The 24,393-nt window shown below is 63.1% G+C and carries 24 protein-coding genes; 9 read left to right on the top strand and 15 right to left on the bottom strand.

What is annotated here, in order from left to right; genetic code table 11:
- The first annotated feature begins 130 nt into the window (after positions 1 to 130).
- The 3 genes from CUR33_RS19730 to CUR33_RS19740 are packed head-to-tail and all read left to right on the top strand — an operon-like array spanning position 131 to position 3,791.
- Complete coding sequence (locus tag CUR33_RS19730) at positions 131 to 610, top strand: RNA pyrophosphohydrolase (protein ID WP_090251327.1); 480 nt, start codon at positions 131 to 133, stop codon at positions 608 to 610.
- A gap of 18 nt (positions 611 to 628) precedes the next feature.
- The gene (gene ptsP / locus CUR33_RS19735; protein ID WP_090250284.1) at positions 629 to 2,908 is read left to right on the top strand and encodes a phosphoenolpyruvate--protein phosphotransferase; all 2,280 of its coding nucleotides are present in this window, start codon (positions 629 to 631) and stop codon (positions 2,906 to 2,908) included.
- 37 nt (positions 2,909 to 2,945) lie between these two features.
- Positions 2,946 to 3,791, top strand: a complete 846-nt coding sequence (locus CUR33_RS19740; protein WP_289240697.1) for a DUF6929 family protein — start codon at positions 2,946 to 2,948, stop codon at positions 3,789 to 3,791.
- Positions 3,792 to 3,797: 6 nt separating this feature from the next.
- On the opposite strand, the gene CUR33_RS19745 is transcribed toward CUR33_RS19740, so the two are convergent.
- Both CUR33_RS19745 and CUR33_RS19750 read right to left on the bottom strand, forming a co-directional pair.
- Positions 3,798 to 4,544 (bottom strand): NRDE family protein, encoded by a 747-nt coding sequence (locus CUR33_RS19745; protein ID WP_289240698.1) that lies wholly within the window; start codon positions 4,542 to 4,544, stop codon positions 3,798 to 3,800.
- 2 nt (positions 4,545 to 4,546) lie between these two features.
- The gene (locus tag CUR33_RS19750) at positions 4,547 to 4,915 is read right to left on the bottom strand and encodes a hypothetical protein (RefSeq protein WP_090250277.1); all 369 of its coding nucleotides are present in this window, start codon (positions 4,913 to 4,915) and stop codon (positions 4,547 to 4,549) included.
- Between the two features lie 121 nt (positions 4,916 to 5,036).
- Here CUR33_RS19750 and CUR33_RS19755 point away from each other — a divergent pair, with 121 nt between their 5' ends.
- Genes CUR33_RS19755 through CUR33_RS19765 form a run of 3 tightly spaced genes read left to right on the top strand, consistent with a single transcriptional unit; the run spans position 5,037 to position 7,424 of the window.
- Complete coding sequence (locus CUR33_RS19755) at positions 5,037 to 5,819, top strand: sulfite exporter TauE/SafE family protein (protein WP_167143537.1); 783 nt, start codon at positions 5,037 to 5,039, stop codon at positions 5,817 to 5,819.
- Positions 5,820 to 5,829: 10 nt separating this feature from the next.
- Complete coding sequence (gene lgt, locus CUR33_RS19760; protein ID WP_090250274.1) at positions 5,830 to 6,633, top strand: prolipoprotein diacylglyceryl transferase; 804 nt, start codon at positions 5,830 to 5,832, stop codon at positions 6,631 to 6,633.
- Positions 6,630 to 7,424 (top strand): thymidylate synthase, encoded by a 795-nt coding sequence (locus CUR33_RS19765; RefSeq protein ID WP_090250272.1) that lies wholly within the window; start codon positions 6,630 to 6,632, stop codon positions 7,422 to 7,424. Before lgt ends, CUR33_RS19765 begins: the two co-directional genes overlap by 4 nt.
- A gap of 35 nt (positions 7,425 to 7,459) precedes the next feature.
- Here the strand turns inward: CUR33_RS19765 and CUR33_RS19770 are convergent, their stop codons facing one another.
- The gene (locus tag CUR33_RS19770; protein WP_289240699.1) at positions 7,460 to 8,827 is read right to left on the bottom strand and encodes a GTPase/DUF3482 domain-containing protein; all 1,368 of its coding nucleotides are present in this window, start codon (positions 8,825 to 8,827) and stop codon (positions 7,460 to 7,462) included.
- Positions 8,820 to 10,226, bottom strand: coding sequence for a DUF2868 domain-containing protein (locus tag CUR33_RS19775; RefSeq protein WP_289240700.1), 1,407 nt, complete (start codon positions 10,224 to 10,226; stop codon positions 8,820 to 8,822). The genes CUR33_RS19770 and CUR33_RS19775 overlap by 8 nt, the downstream gene beginning before the upstream one ends.
- Before the next feature lie 159 nt (positions 10,227 to 10,385).
- Between CUR33_RS19775 and CUR33_RS19780 the strand changes: the two genes are divergently transcribed.
- From CUR33_RS19780 to CUR33_RS19790, 3 genes are all read left to right on the top strand, one after another.
- Positions 10,386 to 11,561 carry a GGDEF domain-containing protein gene (locus CUR33_RS19780; protein ID WP_289240701.1) on the top strand — a complete coding sequence of 392 codons (1,176 nt, stop codon included), beginning with the start codon at positions 10,386 to 10,388 and terminating at the stop codon, positions 11,559 to 11,561.
- Positions 11,562 to 11,624: 63 nt separating this feature from the next.
- Positions 11,625 to 12,137, top strand: a complete 513-nt coding sequence (locus CUR33_RS19785) for a dihydrofolate reductase (RefSeq protein ID WP_289240702.1) — start codon at positions 11,625 to 11,627, stop codon at positions 12,135 to 12,137.
- Between the two features lie 167 nt (positions 12,138 to 12,304).
- Positions 12,305 to 12,952: a YitT family protein gene (locus CUR33_RS19790; protein WP_289240703.1), complete on the top strand. Its 648-nt coding sequence runs from the start codon at positions 12,305 to 12,307 to the stop codon at positions 12,950 to 12,952.
- A 49-nt stretch (positions 12,953 to 13,001) separates the two neighbouring features.
- On the opposite strand, the gene ilvD is transcribed toward CUR33_RS19790, so the two are convergent.
- From ilvD to CUR33_RS19845, 11 genes are all read right to left on the bottom strand, one after another.
- A complete protein-coding gene (ilvD, locus tag CUR33_RS19795; protein ID WP_289240704.1) occupies positions 13,002 to 14,849 on the bottom strand; it encodes a dihydroxy-acid dehydratase in 1,848 nt (615 codons plus the stop codon).
- A gap of 195 nt (positions 14,850 to 15,044) precedes the next feature.
- Positions 15,045 to 16,118, bottom strand: coding sequence for a protein-glutamate methylesterase/protein-glutamine glutaminase (locus CUR33_RS19800; RefSeq protein ID WP_289240705.1), 1,074 nt, complete (start codon positions 16,116 to 16,118; stop codon positions 15,045 to 15,047).
- Positions 16,115 to 16,624, bottom strand: coding sequence for a chemotaxis protein CheD (locus tag CUR33_RS19805; protein ID WP_289240706.1), 510 nt, complete (start codon positions 16,622 to 16,624; stop codon positions 16,115 to 16,117). Before CUR33_RS19805 ends, CUR33_RS19800 begins: the two co-directional genes overlap by 4 nt.
- Positions 16,617 to 17,426: a CheR family methyltransferase gene (locus CUR33_RS19810; protein ID WP_289240707.1), complete on the bottom strand. Its 810-nt coding sequence runs from the start codon at positions 17,424 to 17,426 to the stop codon at positions 16,617 to 16,619. The genes CUR33_RS19805 and CUR33_RS19810 overlap by 8 nt, the downstream gene beginning before the upstream one ends.
- A gap of 15 nt (positions 17,427 to 17,441) precedes the next feature.
- Positions 17,442 to 17,951 carry a chemotaxis protein CheW gene (locus tag CUR33_RS19815; RefSeq protein WP_090250247.1) on the bottom strand — a complete coding sequence of 170 codons (510 nt, stop codon included), beginning with the start codon at positions 17,949 to 17,951 and terminating at the stop codon, positions 17,442 to 17,444.
- 45 nt (positions 17,952 to 17,996) lie between these two features.
- Positions 17,997 to 19,619, bottom strand: coding sequence for a methyl-accepting chemotaxis protein (locus CUR33_RS19820; RefSeq protein WP_289240708.1), 1,623 nt, complete (start codon positions 19,617 to 19,619; stop codon positions 17,997 to 17,999).
- Positions 19,616 to 20,167 (bottom strand): chemotaxis protein CheW, encoded by a 552-nt coding sequence (locus CUR33_RS19825; RefSeq protein ID WP_289240709.1) that lies wholly within the window; start codon positions 20,165 to 20,167, stop codon positions 19,616 to 19,618. The genes CUR33_RS19820 and CUR33_RS19825 overlap by 4 nt, the downstream gene beginning before the upstream one ends.
- Before the next feature lie 182 nt (positions 20,168 to 20,349).
- Entirely contained in the window at positions 20,350 to 22,479 is a 2,130-nt protein-coding gene (locus CUR33_RS19830) for a chemotaxis protein CheA (protein ID WP_289240710.1), read from the bottom strand.
- Complete coding sequence (locus CUR33_RS19835; protein ID WP_289240711.1) at positions 22,476 to 22,784, bottom strand: STAS domain-containing protein; 309 nt, start codon at positions 22,782 to 22,784, stop codon at positions 22,476 to 22,478. Before CUR33_RS19835 ends, CUR33_RS19830 begins: the two co-directional genes overlap by 4 nt.
- A 15-nt stretch (positions 22,785 to 22,799) precedes the next feature.
- Positions 22,800 to 23,168 carry a response regulator gene (locus CUR33_RS19840; protein ID WP_090250236.1) on the bottom strand — a complete coding sequence of 123 codons (369 nt, stop codon included), beginning with the start codon at positions 23,166 to 23,168 and terminating at the stop codon, positions 22,800 to 22,802.
- Between the two features lie 9 nt (positions 23,169 to 23,177).
- Positions 23,178 to 24,359: a methyl-accepting chemotaxis protein gene (locus tag CUR33_RS19845; protein WP_448703252.1), complete on the bottom strand. Its 1,182-nt coding sequence runs from the start codon at positions 24,357 to 24,359 to the stop codon at positions 23,178 to 23,180.
- Positions 24,360 to 24,393: the final 34 nt, after the last annotated feature.

Below are 24,393 nucleotides of genomic sequence, written 5' to 3' on the forward strand. Positions count from 1 at the left end.
GAAAGGCGGCAAGAATAACGGCTTTTATAGGTCATTCCTATTACGCGCCCCGCTCGCGTTGCTGCTGCCGCGGCCTTTGTGGAACAATGCCCGCATGTCTTAAATTCAGGCGTTTACGAGGTTGTGTGCCGTGATCGATTCCGATGGTTTTCGCCCGAATGTCGGCATCATTCTGACCAATGATGTCGGCCAGGTGCTGTGGGCGCGTCGGATAAACCAGGACGCTTGGCAGTTTCCGCAGGGCGGGATCAATGACCATGAGTCGCCGGAAGAAGCGCTGTACCGCGAATTGAACGAAGAAGTTGGCCTTGAACAGCAGGATGTGAAAATTCTCGCCTGCACCCGAGGCTGGTTGCGTTATCGTCTGCCTCAGCGCCTGGTGCGCACGCACAGCCAGCCGCTGTGCATCGGGCAGAAACAGAAGTGGTTCCTCCTGCGTTTGACTGGCGCAGAGGATCGGGTGCGCATGGACCTGACCGGTAAGCCGGAGTTCGACGGCTGGCGCTGGGTCAGTTACTGGTACCCGCTGGGCCAGGTGGTGACATTCAAGCGCGAGGTTTACCGTCGCGCCCTCAAGGAACTCGCTCCGCGCCTCTTGGCGCGGGACTGACACAGGCTAGAGCCAAGTATGCTCAATACGCTGCGCAAGATTGTCCAGGAAGTAAATGCCGCCAAGGACCTCAAGGCGGCGCTGGGCATTATCGTGCAGCGAGTGCGCGAGGCTATGGGCAGCCAGGTCTGCTCGGTCTACCTGCTCGACCCGGAAAGCAATCGCTTTGTGCTGATGGCCACCGAGGGCTTGAACAAGAAAGCCATCGGCAAGGTCAGCATGGCCCCCAACGAGGGCTTGGTCGGCCTGGTCGGCACCCGCGAAGAGCCGCTCAACCTCGAACACGCTTCCGAGCACCCACGCTACCGCTACTTTGCCGAAACCGGCGAGGAGCGTTACGCCTCCTTTCTCGGTGCGCCGATCATTCACCACCGCAAGGTGATGGGCGTATTGGTTATCCAGCAGAAAGAACAGCGCCAGTTCGACGAAGGCGAAGAAGCCTTCCTAGTCACCATGAGCGCCCAGCTCGCCGGGGTTATCGCCCACGCCGAGGCCACCGGTTCGATCCGCGGCCTGGGTCGGCAGGGCAAGGGCATTCAGGAAGCCAAGTTCATCGGCGTACCCGGCTCGCCTGGCGCAGCCGTGGGCACCGCAGTGGTGGTCCTGCCGCCGGCTGATCTGGAAGTGGTGCCGGATAAGACCGTCGACGACATCGCCGCCGAGCTGGCCCTGTTCAATGATGCTCTGGAAGGCGTACGCAGCGACATGCGCGCGTTGTCGGCGAGAATGGCCACGCAGCTGCGCCCGGAAGAGCGCGCGCTGTTCGATGTCTACCTGATGATGCTGGAAGACGCCGCCCTGGGTAACGAGGTGGTCAAGGTCATTCGCACCGGCCAGTGGGCCCAGGGCGCACTGCGTCAGGTGATTGGCGAGCACATCAATCGTTTTGAACTGATGGACGACGCCTACCTGCGTGAGCGCGCCAGCGATGTCAAAGACCTCGGTCGACGCCTGCTCGCCTACCTGCAGCAGGCGCGGCAGCAGACCTTGGTGTACCCGGACAACTGCATTCTGGTCAGCGAAGAGCTGTCGCCGGCGATGCTTGGCGAAGTGCCGGAAGGCAAGCTGGTTGGCCTGGTTTCGGTGCAGGGCTCGGGTAACTCGCATGTGGCCATCTTTGCGCGGGCCATGGGTATTCCCACGGTCATGGGCGTGGTCGACCTGCCGTATTCGAAGATCGACGGTATTCAGCTGATCGTCGACGGCTACCACGGTGAGGTGTTCACCAACCCGAGCGAAGTGTTGCGCAAGCAATACGCCGAAGTGGTCGAGGAAGAACGCCAGCTGGCGCAGGGTCTTGATGCACTGCGCGCCTTGCCGTGCGAAACCCTCGACGGCCACCGTATGCCGCTGTGGGTCAACACCGGCCTGCTTGCTGATGTAAAGCGCGCCCAGGAGCGCGGTGCCGAAGGCGTTGGTCTGTACCGCACCGAAGTGCCTTTTATGATCAAGGAGCGCTTCCCCAGCGAGAAAGAGCAGTTGGCGATCTACCGCGAGCAGCTTGCCGCCTTCCACCCGCTGCCGGTGACCATGCGCAGCCTGGATATCGGCGGTGACAAGGCGCTGAGCTATTTCCCGATCAAGGAAGACAACCCCTTCCTCGGCTGGCGCGGTATTCGCGTCACCCTCGACCACCCGGAAATCTTCCTAGTGCAGACCCGCGCCATGCTTAAGGCCAGCGAAGGGTTGAATAACCTGCGCATTCTGCTGCCGATGATTTCCGGGATTCAGGAGCTGGAAGAGGCGCTGCACTTGATTCACCGTGCTTGGGGTGAAGTGCGCGATGAAGGCACCGACGTGCCACTGCCGCCGGTCGGGGTGATGATTGAGATTCCCGCAGCGGTCTATCAGGTGCGCGAACTGGCGCGCCAAGTCGACTTCCTCTCGGTCGGCTCGAATGACCTGACCCAATACTTGTTGGCCGTGGATCGTAACAACCCTCGCGTTGCTGATCTTTACGACTTCCTCCATCCGGCGGTCTTGCAGGCGCTGCGCCTGGTAGTGGCCGGCGCCCACGCCGAAGGCAAGCCGGTGAGCATTTGCGGCGAGATGGCCGGTGATCCGGCGTGCGCAGTATTGCTGATGGCGATGGGCTTCGATGGCTTGTCGATGAACGCCACCAACCTGCCCAAGGTGAAATGGCTGCTGCGGCAGATCAGCCTGGGCAAAGCCCAGGAGCTGCTGGGCCAAGTGATGAACATCGACAACCCACAGGTGATTCACAGCACCCTGCAGCTGGCCCTGCGCAACCTCGGCCTGGGTCGGATGATCAATCCGGCGTCAGATATTCAGGCGTGAGTGCTCGCGGCTCATGCTGACGCTCGCCGCAACCCCCATGCAATTGCGCCAACTGACCACGCTGCGGCTGTCGGCAGCCAGCGCATTGGTCTGTCAGGGGCATAGTTTCTGGGTGTTGGCCGATGATGCGCTGGTGCTGCAGCGCTACAGCCTGAGCGGCGACTGGCAGGCCGAGCTGACTCTGCTCCCCGGCGAATTACCCCGCGATGCCAAGCTGCGCAAGCGCCTAAAGCCCGACTTCGAAGCCTTGATATCATTGCCCGCTGACAGCCTGTTGGCGTTAGGTTCCGGTTCCACCGAACGCCGCTGTCGCGGTTGTCTGGTTGAGGCTGGGAATGTGCGCGTGATCGACCTTAATCCCTTGTACCGGGCGCTCGCTGAGCACTTTCAGGACCTGAATATCGAAGGCGGCGTGGTCTATCGCGAGCAGGTGCTGCTGGCGCAGCGCGGCAATGGTCGCGGCCGAGAAAACGCCCTGGTGCTGCTCGATTTGCCGCATGTGCTGCGCGATCTACAGGACGGACAACTGAGTGCCGCTGCATTGCAGCAGATCGTGCCGCTGCAATTACCGGAGCTGGACGGTGTGCAATTGAGCCTCACCGATCTCAGCGTGGCGCCCAGTGGCGCGCTGTATTTCACGGCATCGGCGGAAGCTACTGATTCCAGCTACCTGGACGGTGCCTGCGTTGGCAGCGTGCTTGGGCGGCTGGACGCGCAACTGAATATCGTCGCGCTGAACCGCTTGGCGCCAGTGGTGAAGATCGAAGGGCTGGCCTTTCAGGCCGATGGTCGACCCCTGCTGGTGGCGGATGCCGACGACCCGGCGATTGCCGCGCCGCTGTTTACCTTGGATGAGCTCAGCGAACCTGTGCGCAGCGACTGAGCGGCCTCAACAGGGAACGAGCACCTCACCCAGATAACTGCCATGGCTGCCGAACGTGCGTTCGGTGAGCGTGCGGCTGCCGTCGGCATTCACAATCAAGGCGGTGCTGGCGCGCGTGCCGTAGCTGGCGCTGGCAATAAACACGCTGGAAAGCAGGCGTTCGCCGGTTAGGCCGATACCGGTTTGCGGCAGCTCCGCGTCCGCCGCACCGGTGGGGTCGGCCAACAGCTTGAGCAACATTTGTGGGGTGGCTTCATGCAGGCCGTCGCTCAGGGCCTGCTTGGCCCGCTGCAGCTTGGGCCAGGGTGTATTCAGGTCGGCATTCGACAGGCCGTGTACGCCTTCCGCCAAGGGCGTGGCGTTCCCGGTATGGGAGTTGAAGTGCCAGAGTTGCTGAGGGTCACCCAGCAGCAGGTTAAAGCCGCTGTAGTGGTGCCGCTGCTCGTGCAGGTCTTGTAGAAATGTATCGATGCTGCTTTCGCCACTAAGAAAGGCCACCGGTAGCTCGCCACGAGAGCGGCTGCCTAATGCCTGGCCGGGGGCGCGAATATTGGTCAGTGCGGCAAAGCGTCCGCCCGGACCGATACCCAGCCAGGTACCTCCGGCTTGCAGATCGCGCCCGGCAATCAGTCCCGGTCTGTCGGGCCATTCGGCCAGAGGTTGGCTCGGGCGGGCATAGAACTCATCGCGGTTGGCGGCCACCAGCAGCGGTTGGGCATGGCCCGGTCGCCAGGCCAGGACGATCAGGCACATGATCAGCTCCCTAATTTCGCCAGCACGCCGGCATTGTCCAGCTCCTGGCCCAGGTGCAGGCGTACCTTGCGCGCGCCGCAGCCGAGGCCAAGCTCCAGCAGAATGCGTTCTTCAACCTGAGACAAACCGCCCTCCAGGCGTTCCAGCGGTTGAATCAGCAGTTGTGGTGGTCGGCTCAGACGCAGGAAGCGATGGGGCAACAGGGCCGTGATACCGCCCAGCAGCAGGTGTTGGGCTGCCGCAAAATCTGCCACCAATAGGCGTGGGTTGCTGAACGCAGGGTCCGCTTGCAAGTGCAGTACGCGGCCACTCTGCAGGTGCGTCAGGTGCATCTGGTTACAGCTCAGCTTCAGGTACAGGGTCGGGCGCATGCTGGTCTATTCCACAGGCGATGCAGGCACTTTACGCAAAGCCAGGACGGACATCCATCGCCCAAAGTAGAGTCCGGCCCTGTGCATCCGTTACCATGCCGGATTGTTTGCGGGGGTGCTGATGGAACTGCTGCTGTATTTGGTCCTGGGGGCTGCCGCCGGAACGCTTGCCGGGTTATTTGGGGTGGGCGGCGGCATTATCATCGTGCCGGTGCTGGTGCTGAGTTTTGCTGCGCAGGGCTTTGATCCGATGATTCTGACCCACCTGGCGGTCGGTACGTCGCTGGCGACGATCATCTTCACCTCGATCAACTCGGTGCTAGAACATCAGCGCAAAGGCGCGGTGCTGTGGCCGGTATTTGCCTGGATGACCCTGGGCATTCTGCTCGGTGCCGGGTTGGGCGCAATGACTGCAGCGGCGATTCAGGGGCCGCTGCTGCAGAAGATCATCGGCGTGTTTGCGATCATTATTGCCGTGCAAATGGCCCTGGAACTGAAACCCAAAGCCAGCCGCACTGTCCCAGGCAAGCCGGCGCTGACCCTGGCCGGTGGCGTGATTGGCTGGGCCTCGGCGATTTTCGGGATTGGCGGCGGTTCGCTGACTGTGCCATTCCTGACTTGGCGCAGCGTTGCGATGCAGCAGGCGGTGGCCACGTCTTCGGCCTGCGGTTTGCCGATTGCGATAGCCAGCGCCCTGAGTTTTATCTGGCTGGGCTGGGATAAACCCGCGCTGCCAGAGTGGAGCCTGGGCTTTGTCTACCTGCCGGCGTTGGTCGGCATTGCGATCCCCAGCATGTACTTTGCTCGTGTCGGCGCACGCTTGGCGCACAAGCTGTCGCCGCGCCTGCTCAAGCGTCTGTTTGCCCTGCTGCTGTTTAGCGTGGGCCTGAGTTTCCTCGTTTAAGGAGTTTTTGATGCTGCCTTACCCGCAGATCGACCCAGTTGCGCTGGCCCTTGGCCCACTGAAAATCCATTGGTACGGCCTGATGTACCTGATCGGCATCGGCGGCGCTTGGTGGCTGGCCTCGCGCCGGGTCAACGCCTTCGCGCCGACTTGGAACAAGGAGAAGCTCTCCGATCTGGTGTTCTGGGTCGCCATGGGCGTGATCCTCGGTGGCCGCCTGGGGTACGTGCTGTTCTACGATTTGGCTGCCTATATCGCCGAACCGGTGCGCATGCTGCGCATCTGGGAAGGCGGCATGTCGTTCCACGGCGGGTTGATCGGCGTAATGCTGGCCACCTGGTGGTTCGGCAAGCGCAACAACAAGAGCTTCTTTGAGCTGATGGACTTTATTGCGCCGCTGGTGCCGATTGGCTTGGGTGCTGGGCGTATCGGCAACTTCATCAACGCCGAACTGTGGGGCAAGGCGACCGACGTGCCGTGGGCGATGATCTTCCCCACCGACCCGCAGCAACTGGCGCGCCACCCCTCGCAGCTGTACCAATTCGCCTTGGAAGGTGTGGCGCTGTTCGCCATCCTTTGGTTCTACTCGCGCAAGCCGCGGCCGACCATGGCCGTGTCCGGCATGTTTGCCATGTGCTACGGGATCTTCCGTTTTATCGTTGAGTTCGTCCGCGTGCCGGATGCTCAACTTGGTTACCTGGCAGGCGGCTGGTTGACCATGGGCCAGGTACTCTGCGTGCCGATGATCCTCGGTGGCCTGGGTCTGATCGCCTATGCCTACAAGCGCCAGGCGGCGCAGGAGGCCGTGCAATGAAACAGTACCTCGACCTGATGCGCCTGGTGCGCGAGACGGGCACCTTCAAGAGTGACCGTACTGGCACTGGCACCTACAGTATTTTTGCCCATCAGATGCGTTTCAACCTGGCAGACGGCTTCCCGCTGGTGACCACCAAGAAGTGCCACCTGAAATCCATCATTCACGAGCTGCTGTGGTTCCTCCAGGGCGACACCAACATCAAGTACCTGAAGGACAACGGTGTGCGCATTTGGGACGAGTGGGCCGACGAGAATGGCGACCTCGGCCCGGTCTATGGCTACCAGTGGCGCAGCTGGCCGGCGCCGAACGGTGAGTCGATCGACCAGATCAGCAAGCTGATCGAGATGATCAAGAAGAATCCGGACTCGCGCCGTCTGATCGTCTCCGCCTGGAACCCGGCGCTGGTCGAGCAGATGGCCCTGCCGCCGTGTCATGCGCTGTTCCAGTTCTATGTGGCCGACGGCAAGCTGAGCTGCCAGCTTTATCAGCGCTCGGCGGATATCTTTCTTGGGGTGCCGTTCAACATTGCCAGTTATGCGCTGCTGACGCTGATGGTTGCTCAGGTCTGCGGCCTGCAGCCCGGTGACTTCATCTGGACTGGCGGCGACTGTCACCTATACGCCAACCATATCGAGCAGACCGACCTGCAACTGAGCCGTGAGCCGCTGCCGCTGCCGGTGATGAAGCTCAATCCCGAGGTGAAGGACCTGCTGGCGTTCAAGTTTGAGGACTTCGAGCTGGTCGGCTACCAGGCGCATCCGCATATTCCGGCGCCTGTCGCGGTCTGATCGTTAATCGCGGCCATGGCCGCGATGTCTTAGAGCTAGAGCAACTCAGCCGCCAACTGCTGCACCTGCTCCTGGCGTTCGCTGTCTTCCAGCGTTGCACCGGGGTTGAGCGATGACCATTCCGGGTGCGCGCGGGCTTTGTGCAGGGCCTCCGGCAGCTTGCCTTCGCGCCAGCTGGTGTCCTGCGGCGTGCTCAGGTTGATGGCCTCAACCGCAGCATGGCCACGGGCTTCCAGTGCTTGCAGTAGCAGCTGTTGACGCAGCGCGAGCAGACGCAGCACGGCGTCGTCCACGGTCAGCTCGCGTTGGCCCTTGAGTTTGCCTTTCAGCCGCGCGCCATAGCCGCGCAGGGTTTGCGCGCTGCCGCCGAGCACGGCGCCGATCAGCGCGGCTGCACCGAGGGTGATGCCGCCGACCAGCAGATCTACGCCCACCCCGGTGGCCGCACCCGCCGCCATACCGCCGCCGATATTGATGCCGAGTTGCTTGAGAGTTTCCGGGTTGAACAGGTCGTCGCCCCAGCGACCGTCGAGCAAGGGCAGGTCACCGGCCTTGGCATCATCCTGGCGGAAGGCATACAGACGCAGCAGGGCTTCCACACAGCGTTGTTCGCGCTGGCGAATAGTTTGATGCAGGTCGCGGATTGCACCCTGTTCCAGCACCGCTTGCGCCGCCACGCTACGGCGGCAGGCGGCGCAGTCCAGCAGCAGTTCGGCGATCAGCCGCGCAGCGCTGCTTTTGCGTAATTGGCGCTGCGCCAGGTGATCGTCGATCAAGCGTTGCAGTTGCGGTCGGGCTTTTTCCTGCAGCAGCGCCAGGCTGTCGTACAGGCGTCGTTCGCCATCCAGCGGCGGCGCCACGCTGTCGAAACACACCAGAGCATGTAGGCCAAGGCGGGCCAGGGCATCGCGCCAGTTTCGCTCGCGGTGTTGGTTGCTGCTGACGAAGTTCAGCACCGGCAGCAAGGGTTTGCCGCACATGGCCAGTACGGCCAGCTCATCACGGTATTTGGCCAGCACCGGCTCGCGCGCATCGATCACATAGAGGCCGGCATCCGAGGCCAGCAGCTGGCGCAGCACCTTGGCTTCCTGCTCGAAACGCTGGCGTGCTTCGCTGCCGTCGAGAAAGCGCGCCAGCCTTGCCGGACCGTCCAGGCGTTCGCCGGGGCGATCCAGGCGTTCCAGATAATCGAGCAGGGCGATGGCGTCTTCCAGACCGGGGGTGTCGTACAGCTCCAGCAGCGCCTCGCCGTCCACCGACAGCCGTGCGCCTTCGACGTGGCGGGTGGTGCTGGGGCGATGGGACACCTCACCAAAGCCGACATCGCGGGTCAGCGTGCGCAGCAGCGAGGTCTTGCCGACATTGGTATGGCCGACCACGGCCAGCTTGAGGGCTTTAGTCATGGCCATGCTCCAGCCAGCTGAACGGCGCACTGTCGCTGTAGCTCAGCTGCAATTGCTCCAGGGCGCGGTGCCAGTCGCCCAAGCGGGCGCTGTCCAGCGCTTCACCGGGCGGTGGGGGCAGCAGCCAGATCCGCGTAGCGCTGGCCGTACGCGCCAGTTCTCCGAGCAGCGCCAGGCTGCCGCGATCCGGCGAGCGGCGCGGGTCGCAGGCAATAAGCAGGCGCGCCGGTGGGAAACGACTGAGCTGGTCGAGCAGCTGGTTGCGCTGTTCGCGGCTGTCGATCACTCCGGCATCGCCGACGCCCTTGGGTAGCGCGGGTGGCCAGCTGCGTTGCGGGTCCAGCTCGACGGCTACCAGCAGCGCGCCCTGGCTACCTTCGGTATGGCTGCCTGCATGCGGCTGATGCAGCTGCGTCGGAGCCTCATCGCACACCCCGAGGCGTTCGCTGCTCGGTTGTAGGCGTTCGCGCAGCAGGCTGTAGCCCGGCAAGCTGAGGTCCAGGCTCAGCGCCGCACAACCGCGACGCCAGCGCCATAGACAGAACAGCAGCAGGCCCAGGCGCGGCAGTAGGCCATAGACCACCAATACGCCGACCAGCCAGCCGGCCCAGCTAAGCCGCGCGCTTTCGTTGGCCAGAGCGCTGTCGCCGCTGGCGCGGATTAACTCAGCATCCGGCAGACTAAAACCCAGTAGCGCCGGCAGGGTGCCGATGGCTTGGGTCATGGCGATAAAGCTGTCGCCGCCAAGCAGGGTGCTTTCCCAAACAAAGCCGTAACGGCGGGTGGCCAACAGGGCCAGCAGGGTCAGCAGCGCGGTGATTAAGGTCAGCAGCCAGAAGCCCTGTACCAGTACGCCCAGGCCCCAGCGACTGAGGCGCTGGCGTTGCAACATCAACAGCAGGGCAGGGGCCAGTTGTGCGGCTTGGGCGTCGCGCGCGAGCTTGGCGCTCAGCCATAACCACAGATGGCCGAGGGCGCCCGCGCTGTCGCGGCTTAGCAGCAGCCCCAGCGCCCAGCCCAGCAGCAGAAGCAGGTTCAGCCCGAGCAGGCTGCCCAGGGCCCAGAACACATTGACCGGGCGCAAACCATCGCCCAACGCTGCCACTGCCAGGCCGCTGCCGCTGAGGATGGCCAGCAGCACCAGCAACAACCCAGCCAGGCGTGCGCCGTGTAACCAATGCTGCAGCGCCGATACCTGGCCGTCGCGTTCGCCCAGCGCCCAGGCACGATTCTGGATGCGCTCAGCGAGTGCCCCTCCTTTGGCCTGGGCGCGACGGTTGGCTTCGCTGTCGTCCAGCGGGCCGGCATGCTCCTCACGCAAGCGAATGGTTTCACTGAGCCAGAGGCGCTGCAGTCGGCTGGGCGTGGGGGTGTTGAGTGGGCTCACGCGGTGTTCCATAGCTGAGTGGAAGCCAGAGCATAACCGTAGCGGCCGGTACATGGCACCGCGGTGCATGCGTGTACTACTGTGGCCAGTCCAGCTAGTCTGTCGTCAGCGGGCGGCTGCATGTATCGATCACTAGCCCCTGAATGCATAACAATAAAAGCGAGTGCCATCGTGAAGTTACCGCATCTGGATTGGGTCAATCAGGATTCGCCCTACCTGCGTCAGCATCAGCAGGGTTTTCGTGCGCTGAGTTTTGACGATGAACTGGAGCAGGCGTTCAAGCGTTATCACGCCAACGTGTTTCTGCGACGTATGCGCTGGTCATTGCTGGTGGCGACGCTGATGGCGCTGTTGTTTGTGTTGCTGGATGCGATCAACCTGCCGGATCCACTGCGCGGCCGGATACTCGCCCTACGACTGGGGGTCATCCAGCCGATGCTGCTCCTGGCCTGGCTGGCCACCTACCGACCGGGTTTGCGTGATCATCTGCAGCTGATCGGCGGCATCGTGGCGTTACTCTCCGGCCTGGCCGTGGCGGGCATCATTGGCCTGGCCCGTTACCACCACTTTGCGCTGCCCTATGAGGGCATCATTCTGGTCACGGTGTTCTTCTACTTCCTCACCGGGTTGCGCTTCACCACTGCGGTGTTGTGTGGCTGGCTGACTTTCTTCGCCTATCTGGCTGTGGAATTGAGCCTGGGGCTGGCAGGCGAATTGCTCCTGAGCAACGCCCTTTTCCTGGCGCTGGCCAACATCATTGGCTCGGTGGGCTGCTATTCCCTCGAGTACGCCACGCGGCAGAACTTCCTGGCCAATGGGCTGTTGCAGGACCTGGCCGAGAAGGATTTCCTCACCGGACTGCTTAACCGTCGCGCCTTCAGTGAGCGTGCCGAGCGCAGCTGGCGTCAGGCGCAGCGCGATAAGCAGGCCCTGGGCGTGGTGATGATGGATGTGGACTTCTTCAAACGTTACAACGACCACTATGGCCACGCGGCCGGCGACGAGGCGCTGCGCCAGGTGGCTCGGGTGATTGGCGAGTATGCCCGGCGGCCGTTGGATTGCGCGGCGCGCTATGGCGGTGAGGAGTTTGTCGGCGTTTGGTATGGCCTGGAGGAAGCGCAACTGCTGGCGATTCTGCAGGACATTCGCAGCGCCATCGAAGGTCTGGGCTTGACGCATGCTCATTCGGATGCCGCCGGCGTGGTCACGCTGAGCATCGGCATGGCCTACCTGACCCCGCAGCCGCATCAGAGTATGGGCGATGCCTTGCGCCTGGCAGATGTCGCGCTCTACTTGGCCAAGGAGCAGGGGCGCAACCGCGTGGTGGGTAAGCGCCAGGATGGTTAAGGGTACTGAGTCTGTTCAGGGGAAGGCTTCAATGATCGCTACGCAGACGGTATTCTCGCGTCTATGAAAAATTCCCTGCCTCTCTGCATGATCGCCGCCCTCGCGGAAAACCGCGTCATTGGCCGCGATAACCAACTGCCCTGGCATTTGCCGGCGGATCTCAAGCACTTCAAGGCGCTGACCCTCGGCAAGCCGATCATCATGGGTCGCAAGACCTGGGACTCGCTCGGTCGCCCCTTGCCGGGTCGGCTTAATCTGGTGGTCAGCCGTCAGCCTGGCTTGCAGCTGGAAGGTGCAGAAGTGTTCGCCAGCCTCGACGCCGCGCTTGAGCGGGCTGAAGCCTGGGCGCGCGAAGAGGATGCCGAGGAACTGATGCTGATCGGTGGTGCGCAGTTGTACGAACTGGGCCTGGCCCAGGCCGAACGCCTGTACCTGACTCGCGTCGGCATCAGCCCTCAGGGCGATGCCTACTTCCCTGACGTGGATGAGGCTGGCTGGCACCTGTCTTCCGCCATCGAACACCCGGAAGGCATGGAAACGCCGGGCTATGTGTTTGAAGTGTGGGATCGCAAATAGCCCGTTCGGGCTGAGTTTTTCTGTGCAGCATTGATCTCCGCCAGGCTGGCCGTCGGAAGAGCGTGTCACGCTGCTCATCGTCGTTGTGTCGTGTTAATCCATGCCAGGCGCTGCCTTGCTGGCCGCTACGCTGTCTCTTGTCGTTTGCCCTCTACAGGTTGTTCTCCATGCATGACGCTGATGCCGATCACGCCGAGCCGGATCGTATTGCCGCGCTCTTTATTCGCCACCCGCTCTGGGAAGATGGCCTGGCGCTGCTGCTGGGTACCGCCATGGTGGCGCTGGGCATCACCTTGTACAGCCAGGCCGGGTTGCTCACAGGCGGCACGGTGGGTCTGGCCTTTCTGATGAAGTACCTGCTTGGCTGGCCCTTCGGTCTGGTGTTCTTTCTGATCAACCTGCCGTTCTATGCCCTGGCCATCTGGCGTATGGGCTGGCCGTTCACCCTGCGCACCTTCTGTGCGGTGGGGATGGTCTCGCTGTTGGCCGAATTAACCCCGCACTGGATCGGCTTCACTCACCTGAATGTGGTGTATGCCGCGCTGTTCGGCGGTTTCGCGATGGGCCTGGGGCTGCTGATGCTGTTCCGTCACCGCGCCAGCCTCGGCGGGGTGAATATCCTCGCGCTGTACCTGCAGGAACGTTTCGGCCTGCGCGCCGGCAAGGTGCAGATGGCCATTGATGTGCTGATCGTGCTGGGTGCCGTGCTGGTTGTGCCGCTGGATAAGGTGGCGCTGTCGATCCTCGGTGCGCTGGCGCTGAATATGGTGCTGGCGATCAACCACCGCGCCGGGCGCTACATGGGCGTCAGCTGAAAACAAAAAGCCCGGCACTAGGCCGGGCTTGTGTCTGCTGCGTGTTGGTTTACGGCACCAGTTTGTCCAACAGGGCCTTGTCACGCACTGCACCCTTGTCGGCGCTGGTGGCGAGCAGGGCGTAGGCCTTGAGTGCTGTGGTCACTTTGCGCGGGCGCACTTCTACCGGCTTCCAGCCTTTCTTGTCCTGTTCCACGCGGCGTGCGGCCAGCTCTTCATCGCTGATCAGCAGGTTGATCGAGCGCTCGTGGATGTTGATCAGGATCTTGTCGCCTTCGCGCACCAGGCCGATGGCACCACCTGCTGCGGCTTCCGGCGAGGCGTGGCCGATGGACAGGCCCGAGGTGCCGCCGGAGAAGCGGCCGTCAGTGAGCAGGGCGCAGGCTTTGCCCAGGCCTTTGGACTTCAGGTAGGACGTCGGGTAGAGCATTTCCTGCATGCCCGGGCCGCCTTTCGGGCCTTCGTAGCGGATGATGACGATATCACCAGCCTGCACTTCGTCGGCGAGGATGCCGCGCACGGCGCTGTCCTGGCTCTCGAAGATTTTCGCGGAGCCTTCGAAGACGTGGATGGACTCATCCACACCCGCGGTTTTCACCACGCAGCCGTCGACGGCGATATTGCCGTACAGCACGGCCAGGCCGCCTTCTTGCGAATACGCATGCTCGACGCTGCGGATGCAACCGTTTTCACGGTCATCATCCACGGTGTCCCAGCGGGTGCTCTGGCTAAACGCGGTCTGTGTCGGGATGCCGGCCGGGCCTGCACGGAAGAAGGTATGCACGGCTTCATCGTCGGTCTGGGTGATGTCCCATTTGGCGATGGCTTCGGCCATGGACGTGCTGTGTACGGTCGGCAGGTCAGTGTGCAGCAGGCCGCCACGGGCCAGCGAACCGAGGATGCTGAAGATGCCGCCGGCGCGGTGCACGTCTTCCATGTGGTACTTCTGGATGTTCGGCGCGACTTTGCACAGCTGCGGTACTTTGCGCGACAGACGGTCGATATCGCGCAAGTCGAAATCGACTTCGCCCTCCTGTGCGGCAGCCAGCAGGTGGAGGATGGTGTTGGTTGAGCCGCCCATGGCGATGTCCAGGGTCATAGCGTTCTCGAACGCCTTGAAGTTGGCGATGTTGCGCGGCAGCACCGACGCGTCGCCTTCACCGTAGTAGCGCTTGCACAGCTCGACGGCGGTGCGGCCGGCTTGCAGGAACAGCTGTTCGCGGTCGCTGTGGGTGGCCAGGGTCGAACCGTTGCCCGGCAGGGCCAGACCCAGGGCTTCCATCAGGCAGTTCATCGAGTTGGCGGTAAACATGCCGGAGCAGCTGCCGCAGGTCGGGCAGGCGCTGCGCTCATATTCGGCAACTTTTTCGTCACTGGCCGTGTCGTCGGCGGCGATCACCATGGCGTCGACCAAGTCCAGACCGTGGCTGGCCAGCTTGGTCTTGCCCGCTTCCATTGGGCCGCCGGACACGAAAATCACCGGGATGTTCAGGCGCAGCGATGCCAGCAACATGCCGGGGGTGATCTTGTCGCAGTTACTGATGCAGACGATGGCGTCGGCGCAGTGGGCGTTGACCATGTACTCCACGGAGTCGGCGATGATCTCGCGGCTTGGCAGCGAATAGAGCATACCGTCGTGACCCATGGCGATGCCGTCGTCGACCGCGATAGTGTTGAATTCCTTGGCCACGCCGCCGTGTTTTTCGATCTCGCGGGCGACCAGCTGGCCCATGTCCTTCAGGTGCACGTGGCCGGGCACGAACTGGGTGAAGGAGTTGGCGATGGCGATGATCGGCTTCTTGAAGTCTTCGTCCTTCATCCCGGTGGCGCGCCACAGGGCGCGAGCGCCGGCCATATTGCGGCCGTGGGTGGATGTTTTCGAGCGGTAATCAGGCATGGCGGTTTCCTGCGACTAATTCGGGGTATGTGTGCGGTGAGCGTCGTTGGGCGGCAGGTCGCCGCAGGGTTGTGGGGCTGCATGACGAAACGGGATCACCGTTCGGGCAGCCGGAGCTCACGGGTCCGCCGGGGGGTGCCAGGCGATGAATCGCTTGATTCTACGCCCGGCAGGGTATGTGGGGAAGGCTGCTGGTTAGGGGCGGTCGCTGCGCAGGATGTAGGCGGGGATTTGCTCCAGCGCAATCTCGCGGTTGACCGCGCCGAGCTTCATCGCTTCTCTGGGCATGCCATAGACCACGCAACTGGCTTCGTCCTGGCCGAGGGTGAGGGCGCCGGCGTCGTGCATTTCGCGCAGGCCACGGGCGCCGTCGTCGCCCATGCCGGTCATGATGATGCCGGTGGCATTGGCCCCGGCGGCGCGGGCGGTGGAGCGAAACAGCACGTCGACCGAGGGTTTATGACGGGATACGGGCGGGCCGTCGACCACTTCGACCAGGTATTGCGCACCACTGCGCTTGAGCAGCATATGGCGTCCGCCGGGGGCGATCAGGGCGCGCCCGGGTATGACACGGTCGCCATTGCGGGCTTCTATTACTTCGATCTGGCAGAGGCCGTTGAGGCGCTCGGCGAACGCTGCGGTGAAGCGTTCGGGCATGTGCTGGACAATGACGATACCCGGGCAGACGCGTGGCAACGCAGTGAGCACGTATTCCAGGGCCTGTGTGCCACCGGTGGAGGTGCCAAGGGCGATGATGCGCTCGGTGGTGCGGGTCATGGCATTGCCACTGCCCGGGGCGAGTATGGCGTCGGCGTTGAGTTTCGGGGTCGGCTGTACGGGCGGTGATGCGGGCGTGAGGCGCTTGAGCCGGGCCTGAGAGGCGGCGCGAATGGCGCTGACCAGCTCCTCGGTGGCCTCCAGCAGGAACTGGCGCAGGCCACCTTGTGGCTTGGTGACGATGGCCACCGCGCCTGCTGCCATGGCTTCCATGGTGGTGGCTGCGCCTCTCTCGGTGAGGGTCGAGCAGATCACCACGGGCGTCGGGTGTTCGGCCATCAGCTTCTTGAGGAAGGTGATGCCGTCCATGCGCGGCATTTCCACGTCCAGGACAATCACGTCAGGCCAGTTACGTTGCATCTTGTCCATGGCGAAGAGGGGGTCGGCAGCTGTGCCGATCACCTCGATACCTGCGTGTTCGGACAGGCTCCCGCTCAACACTTGGCGGACGACAGCGGAGTCGTCGACGATCATCACCTTGATGTTCTTCATGATGGTTGCGCCTCATAGCGGCGTGTAGCGATCTGTTGTTGAGAGGGGCAGCGCAGTGCGACGTGGCCGCTCCGTATGTCGAAAATCAGGTTGCGGTAGCCCCGCCCGCCGGCATGCCGAGCGTGGCAACGCAGGCCGTGAGCGGCGAGCAGTTCCAGGCCTGCGCTGACGTTTGTTTCGCCAATGTTGCGCGGCGTCAGGGCGCCAAACATGTTGCCGCCGCCGAACAGGCTGATGCGGTAGTCCTCGATATGGGTGCCACTGGCATTAACCTCCTTGAGCAGCAGGTGCAGCGCTTCGTCGGCATAGCGGCCATCCAGTTGCTCACCCTGGCGGTTGCGGCTGGGGAGCATGTAATGGCACATGCCACCGAGCCGTTCGCGGGGATGCCACAGCACCAGCGACACGCACGAACCCAATAACGTGCGGATGCGCGTGTGGCGGTCACCGAAGTAGAGATCCCCTGGTTGCAGGAATATCTCGATAACGCCCTCGGGCTTATGCATGAGGCTTGCGGTAAATGGAGGGTCGCAGGGCCTGCAGCTCGTCGCTGAAGCCGTTAAGGCTTTCCGAGTGGCTGACGAAGAAGTACCCCCCCGGCCGCAGCCGTGCACTCAGGCGTTGGACCACCTGGCGTTTGGTGGGTTGGTCGAAATAGATCATCACATTGCGCAGGAAGATCACGTCGAACAGGCCGACGTCAGGCAAGGCATTGTTGAGGTTGATCTGGCGAAAGCTGATCCGCTGCTTGAGCGACGGCTCCAGGGTGAACAGGCCGGCATGCTGGCCGGTGCCTTGCAGGCAGTGGCGATGCAGCAGATCGCGCGGGATGCCACTGGCATCCTCCAGGGGATAGATACCGGCGCGCGCCTTGTCGAGGATGCGTGTGCTGATGTCCGAGGCGAGTATCTCCCATGGCCGCGGGCCCAGACAGTCGGCCAGGAGCAGGGCGAGGGTGTAGGGTTCCTCGCCACTGGAGCACGCCGCGCTCCAGACGCGCAGCGGTTGGCTTGTGCTGCGCAGTTCGTTTTGTAGGCGCTCGCGGAGAAAGTCGAAATGCTTGGGCTCGCGGAAGAAGTAGGTTTCGTTGGTGGTCAGCAGGTCGACCGCAGTCTGCAACTCGGCCTGGTCCTTGAGCAGCAACTGGAAATAATCGCCGAAGCTGTTCAGCCCGTAGTGGCGCAGGCGCTTGCTCAGGCGACCGGCGATCAGCTGGCGTTTGGCCTCACCCATGGCGATGCCGGCTATCTCGTAGATCATGTCGCGAAACTGCTGGAATTCGCGGTTGCTCAGGTTGGTGACACTCATTGCAGGCTCCTGGGCTCAGGCCGATTCGGGCAGTTCGCGACCGGCGAGTAACTGCAGGTCATCGAGCGACAGCACGCGGCCAATGTCGAGCAGCACCACTAGACGTGTATCGAGCTTGCCCATGCCGATGAGGAAGTCGGTGGGAATTTGGCTGCCGAAGCTGGGCGGCGGTTCGATGTCCTGTTCGGGAATCTCCAGCACGGCATTCACCGCCTCGACGACGATGCCGATGACCTGGTCGATACCGCTGCGCTGGACTTCCAGAATGACGATGCAGGAGCGCCGACTGACCTGGGTGGCCCCCTGGCCGAAGCGCTGACGCAGGTCCAGGATCGGCACTACACCGCCGCGCAGGTTGATCACGCCGAGGATGCTCGGTGGCATCAGCGGTACCGGCGTAAGGTGCCCATATTCGATGATCTCGCGGACATTCAGCGTACCGACAGCAAAGAGCGCCTCGCCAAGGGTGAAGGTCAGGTATTGCTGGCGGGTGTCCGTGGCGGTCGCTGGGTTGAAGCTGGACATGCATCGCTCCTGGGGCACCTTAGGGTGCCCGCTGCCAATGGGGTGTCAGTGTTGGAAGCGGATGAAACCGCCAGGCGCCGACTCCAGAGCGAACGAGGTATTGCTGACCTCGCTGTCGTCACGCGTGCGCCTGACCGCCTCACTGCGCTCAGCACGTTTGCTGCCACCGCTGCTGTGGATTTTGAAAAAGTCCATCAACTGCTGCAGCTGTTCGGCCTGGCCACTCATCTCTTCGGCAGTGGCGGCCAGTTCCTCGGACGCGGAGGCCGATTGCTGGGTGATCTCGCTGAGTTGGTTCATGGCCGTGTTGATCTGCCCGACACCGGCGCTCTGCTCCTCGGAGGCGGCGGAGATTTCCTGCACCAGATCGGAGGTTTTGGCGATCGACGGCACCATCTGATCGAGCAGGCTGCCGGCGCGCTCGGCCAGCGAGACGCTGTTCTTGGCCACTTCGCTGATTTCCTGAGCCGCAACCTGGCTGCGCTCGGCCAGCTTGCGCACTTCTGCCGCCACCACGGCGAAGCCTTTGCCGTGCTCGCCGGCGCGGGCCGCTTCGATGGCCGCATTGAGTGCCAGCAGGTTGGTCTGGTAGGCGATGTCGTCGACGATGCCGATCTTGTCGGCGATGGTCTTCATCGCCGCCACGGTGTCCTTCACCGCCTGACCGCCCTCGTCAGCCTCGCGCGCTGCCTTGCTGGCCATGCCATCAGTGACCTTGGCGTTTTCGGTGTTCTGCGCGATGGAAGCGGACATCTGCTCCATCGACGCACTGGTTTCCTCGACCGAAGCGGCTTGTTCCGATGCGCCCTGGCTCATGCTTTGGGCCGTAGAGGAAATCTGCTCGGAGGCGCTGGACAGTGAATCGGCGTTGCTGCGCACCTCGCCGATGATCTGTGCGAGCTTGTCCACCATGCCTCTGATCGCCGCCAGCATGCTGGTGGTGTCACCGGCCTTGGTCTCCACATTGACGGTCAAGTCACCTGCGGCAATGCGGCTCACCATGTCGGCGGCATAGAGCGGTTCACCGCCGAGCTGGCTCAGCAGGTTGCGGGTGATCAGCGTGCCGATCAGGCTGATGACCAGTAGGGTGACCAGCGACACGGCAATGGAGATCAGCGTGGCTTGCTCAAGGGTGCTCTGCGCCGACTGGCTGCCCTTGTTGGCGGCATCGATGTTGTAGTCCAGGTGTCTCTGAATGGCTTCAAGCAGCGGATCGATGGCCCCCTGCTGCAAGGCGATGAGGGCATTGCGAGCGGCCTCGTTCTCGTTCTTGCGTGAAAACTCCAAGACTGCGTCAGCACCCTGCAGGAAGGTGACGATGGCTGTGCGGTCGGCCTCAAGCAACTGCTTGTCCTGTTCGTCGGACAACACCTTGGTGTAGTCCTCAATCGATTGCTGGATTTCGTTGCGATTGCTGGTGATCCTTGGCTCGAGTTCCGCCATGTCGGCGGCATCGGTCGTCAGGATGTGCTGGTAGACCAGTTGGATCTGGACGTTCACCGCGCCGCCCATTTTCTCCAGGGCAACGAGGCTGGGGATTGAATTGATGTTGCCGTGGTTGGCAGCGTTGAACACCTGGTTGATCTGCTGATAGCCCACGCCGGACAGCACAAGGATGCCGAGCACGGCGGAGAGAACCAGAAGAATCATCTTTTTGCTGATGGTCATTTGCTTGCTCCTGCGCGCACGCGCGCATCGGATGAAAAATGGGGGACTTCGCTGAGTTGGCCTGCCATGGCGGCGATCTGGGTGACAGACAGCACCTGCTCCATGCACAGCAGGGTGAGGAAGTGCTCGCCGATACGGGCCATGTCCTCGATAAACTCGCCGCGAATGCGGCTGCCGAACGCCGGCGCCTTGCGAATGGCGCTGGGTTCGATTTCCACGACGGCGTTGACGGCGTCGACCAGGGCGCCCATCAAGTGGGTTTCCTCGTCTTCGTGAATTTCCATGATGACGATGCAGGTGCGTACGCCAAGGCGCGTGTGGCCGTGGCCAAAACGCTCTGCCAGATCGATGATCGGTACGATCACACCGCGCAGGTTGATCACGCCACGCACCACGCTGGGCATCATCGGTACCAGCGTGATCTGGTCGAGTTCGAGAATTTCACGCACTTGGCCGGTCGCGACGCCATACAGAGCCTGGTCGACCCGGAATGTCAGGTACTGGCGCTGCGGCTCTGTCTGGCCGTGCAGTTCAAGATGGCTCTGCATGGTTCAGCTCCCGACGCGGATGAGTCCGCGCCCACGGCCAGCAACGTTTGCCCAATTGACACACAGTTCACGGGGTTGAAGTGCCTCAGCGCATGGCCGACCCAGGCATCCGTAAATGCCACCGGCAATGGCTGCCAGGCGGGACGCCAAGCCAAGCAGCGCGATGCTGCGAAGGGCGCGGTTCATTGCGCGGTACTCCTCAGTGCATTGGATTGGCCTGCGATGCGCGTATTGGCGTGCTGCGTGACCTGCGTCAGCAGGCCTGGGATATCGAGGATCAAGGCCACGGCGCCGCTGCCGAGAATGGTGAAGCCGCTCAGTGCGGGCACCTGGCAGAACACTTTGCCCAGGGGTTTGATCACCGTCTGGAACTCGCCGAGCAACTGGTCAACCACCAGCCCGGCACGGATGCCGGCATAGCGCACCACCACCACGTTTTCGCGGCGCGGCGGCTGGCTCTGGTCATCGAACAACTGGCGCAGGCGAATGAAGGGCAATACCTCACCACGCAGGTCGAGGTGCTGCTGCCCGGCGATCTCGGCACTGGGCAGTTCGATGCATTCCTCGACCATGTCCAGCGGCACCACATAGCTGGACTGGCCGACGCCGATCAAGAAGCCGTCAATGATGGCCAGGGTCAGGGGCAGGCGGATGCGCACGCAGGTGCCCTGGCCCAGCACGCTGTCGAGTTCGACGGTGCCGCGCAGGGCGGTGATGTTGCGCTTGACCACGTCCATGCCGACGCCACGGCCAGAGAGGTTGCTGATCTGTTCGGCGGTGGAGAAGCCGGGCTCGAAGATCAGGTTGAGCAGGTCCTTGTCACTGAGCTGCTGGCCCTCGCTGACCAGGCCGCGCTGGGTCGCTTTGGCGAGAATCTTTTGCGGGTTGAGACCGCCGCCGTCATCGGACACTTCGATGACGATGCCGCCCGCCTCGTGGTAAGCGTTCAGGCGCACGACGCCCTGCAATGGCTTGCCGGCGCTGTGCCGTACTTCGGCCGGTTCGATGCCGTGATCCATGGCGTTGCGCACCAGGTGGGTGAGCGGATCGCCAATTTTTTCCACCACGGTTTTGTCCAGCTCGGTATCGCCGCCGCTGATCTGCAGGACGATGTCTTTGCCTATCTCGCGGGAGACATCACGCACCACGCGCTGGAAGCGGTTGAAGGTGGCGCCGATCTGCACCATGCGCAGGGTCAGGGCGCTGTCGCGCACTTCTTCGACCAGGCGCGAGAGGGTCTCGGCGGACTCGCACATATCAGCCAGATTGCTGCGCTGGGCCAGCATGCGGGTGTTGGCGCCCGCGATGATCAGCTCGCCGACCAGGTTGATCAGTTGGTCGAGCTTGTCGGCGTCGACGCGGATCAGGTTGGCGTCCTTGCTGGTGCGGCTGTTGTCCTTGGCGGTACGTTCCGGGGTGTCGGCGGCGCGGGTGGTGGCGGTTTCGTGTGCGCTGTCGGTGTGCTGCGCCGCCTGCTCGAAGGCGTCAGCGGCCAGGCTTCCACAACGCACCAGGCGCTCGACCTGGGCGCTGCCTTCGGCGGCGCGTTCTGCGATCAGCTCGCGGAAGGCGGACAAGGGCGCCTGAGGCGGCAGTATGCGAATGCTGCCTTCCTCGCGGACGAATTCAAAGGCACCTTCTATGGCGCTCTGGTCGGCCAGGGACTCGAACGCCACTTCCAGGCCGAGGTAGCAGCTCTCCGGGTCGAGCGCCTCCAGGGACGGCAGGTGGTCGAGCACCGGTTCCACATGCAGGATGCTGCCCAGGGTGCCGAGGTAGCGCAAGAACGCCAGGGGGTCCATGCCGTTGCGCAGGGTGTCGACACCGAAGCGCAGCGACAGGTGCCAGTGCCCGGCTCCGGCAACCGGTGTGGGGATATCGGGCGCGGCGGCAGGTGTCGTGTTGGCCGGCTGCGGTTCGAGGTAGTGGCTCAGTTCACGGGTCAATGTCGCTTCGGTTGCCCGTGTGGTCTCTGGCAGGTCGCTCAGGTCATGGCCGCTGGCGAGCTGGCTGATCAGCCCGGCGAGGTGGTCGCCCACGTTGAGCATCAGAGCGATGAGATCGCCATTGAAGCGCACATCGCCGGCGCGTACCCGGTCAAGCACGCTTTCGGCGACGTGGGTGAAGGCCACGATGGAGTCGAAGCCGAACAGACCCGCCGAGCCTTTGATGGTGTGCGCGGTGCGGAAGATCGCATTGATCCGCTCAGCGTCATCGGGCGCGTGCTCAATCTGCAGCAAGGCGTCTTCCATCTGCTGCAGCAACTCTTGGCTTTCGGCGATGAAGGTGCCGATCACGCTGTCGAGGTTCATGCGCCGGCCTCCTCTATGGGCAGTTGCCCGGCCAGGCCGCTCAGGTGCAGCAGCTCGACGATGGGTGCGCTGGCACCGATAAAGCGCAGGCAGATGTCCATCCGCTGCGCGTGCGCCTGGGCCGCCAGCAGCAGCTGCAGGCCGGCGCAGTCAAATTCTTCAACCTGGCTCAGGTCGATCTGCAGGGCAATTGCACCCTGCAGGGCAGTGGTCAGTTGCGGCTTGGTGTCGGCGGCGGTGTAGATGCTCAGGGCGCCGTCGAGTGCCAGGTGACGGGTGTCGTCGGCGAGCGAAGTAGCAGGCATGGCGTCGCTCCTGGCCTAAGGCAGAATCAGTTTGGAGACGGCCGTCAGCATTTGTGCCGGCTGGAAGGGTTTGACGACCCAGGCCTTGGCGCCAGCGGCTTGGCCTTCGCCTTTTTTGCCGTCGCCCGCTTCAGTGGTCAGCATGATCACGGGGGTGAATTTGTAGTTGGGCAGTTGCTTGACGTTTTTCAGGAAGGTGATGCCGTCCATGTTCGGCATGTTCACGTCGCTGATGATCAGGTGAACCTTGCGCCCGTCGAGCTTGGTCAGCGCGTCTTTGCCGTCGACACCTTCAATGACGTCGTACCCGGCACCTTTTAGGGTCATGCCGACGACCTGGCGGATGGAGGCGGAGTCGTCGACGATGAGAATGGTCTTGGCCATGGTTTGTCCTCAGAAAAAAGTGATGTCGGCAGCGCTGCTGGCGGCGGGGGTGCTACGGCCATGGTGGATGGCGTGCTGTTCGGGGGTGGTGTAGGTGTGGGACAGGTCATCCAGCCAGTCGCGTGCGTCGATGTGCTGGGTGGTTTCGCCCAAGCGCAGGCCCAGCTTCTCGATGTCATCACGCATGTGGCCAAGCATCTGGCTGACCCGGTCCTGGAACTGCAGCGCCACCAGAACTTCGGAAATCTCGTCACCCACTGCCTGGTTCTGGGTGTGCAGCGCGTTGCCATGCGCGACCAGGCGAGTGACCCCGTTACGGAAGTCTTCAATGACCTGGCGGATCACTTCACTGGCGTTGCCCAGGGTGTTGGCATCGCGGCTGGCATGCTCGTTGGAGACGTGCAGGGTGCGTTCAATGGCGGAGCTGACGGTTTCGATGGTCTCGCCGATGCGCTTGCCGGTTTCTTCCGACAGCGTGGAAAGCTTGCGCACTTCGTCGGCGACCACGGCAAAACCGCGCCCAGCTTCGCCGGCCCGCGCGGCCTCGATGGCGGCGTTCAGTGCGAGCAGGTTGGTTTGCTTGGCGACGTCGCCGACGTCCTTGGCCATGGCCCTGAGCTGAGCGGTGTGGCTGTTGAGGCTGATTACCTCGGCGAGCAGGGTTTCTTTGCTGGTGAGCGCCTGGCGTAGCTGGCTGACGATGTCCTCCAGCTCGCGCTCACTGCTGGCCAGCAAGTTGAGCAGGGTGTCATTGTCGTGTTGCGCGCCGGTGCCCACTGCCGCGCTGATGCGCTGCGCCAGGTGGGTGAAACGCTCGCTGAGGGCGTCGATGGCGGTCTGGGTGTGCTGACGGGCGGCGTCAATCTGCTGCGACCAGATCGGGGTAATGGTGCGGCAGAGTTCGGGGAGGCCTGCGACGTGGCGTGCGGCCTCTTCGGCCTGCCCGTGCTCGACGCCCTGCTGCTGCGCCTGCAGCAGCGCGGTGGCCTGGATGCCGGCGGCGTGGCGCTGACACAGGTAAACCAATGCACCCGGCAACAGTGCGCTGGCGAGCCAATACGTGGAGGGGACCTGTGCGGCGAGCCCGAGCAACACGAAGCAGCTGAGGCTCGAGATGGCTGTTGGAAGCCAAAGGGCTGAAGAGGTCGGATTGGTCACGTGTGCGCTCCATTGGACACCAGGGCCGCGCATGCCGGGCTGCGGGGCTGGTGTCAGAATGGAGTCA

The organism is Pseudomonas sp. FEMGT703P (assembly GCF_002786345.1).
In the GTDB taxonomy this organism is placed as follows: domain Bacteria; phylum Pseudomonadota; class Gammaproteobacteria; order Pseudomonadales; family Pseudomonadaceae; genus Aquipseudomonas; species Aquipseudomonas peli.